The organism is Vibrio sp. OPT46, assembly GCF_015163535.1.
GTDB lineage: Bacteria > Pseudomonadota > Gammaproteobacteria > Enterobacterales > Vibrionaceae > Vibrio > Vibrio alginolyticus.
The window spans coordinates 31,173-31,732 of the sequence record NZ_JADDYG010000731.1; positions in this window are offsets into that span (position 1 = coordinate 31,173).

Consider the following 560-nt stretch of genomic DNA (forward strand, 5'->3'; position numbering starts at 1 on the left):
GTGTATATCTTTTGCTGGATCGTTGTCGCTTCCTCCTGAACCGCATCCACTAATCCGATACAAACGGCCATATAAAGCAAAGAGATTTTATTCATACTGTATTTCTCAATTAAGATGTGTGATTGCAAATAACGATTAATTACATTTTTATAAAGTGAAATGTTTTTTATTTTAATTGAACGGTGTTTTATTGTTAATTTAATCGTTTGCTTTTATTTTGTCTCTTACGGTATCTATGTTTTCATTTATGGTATGAATTATTAGAAGTGCACAATTGTGAGTTGCAGTAGGATAATAATCGCTAGCTAACTACTTGTGTAGGTATCGTTATGATTTATACATCCGTTAAGTCTAAGTTTTTAGTCTTAATTTCATGTATTTATCGTGAAAGTGACTTAGAAGTAAATACTTAACGTTGTTTGAGGGGAGTCTGGACTTCACTGATCTTGTTTTTCATCAAGACGTTGTATAATGAACAAGGACTCTATTTCCAACTTGTTGATACATATCAGATCTCACGGATCTGATATGCATTCCAAGTTATTCTCACTAAGGCAAGA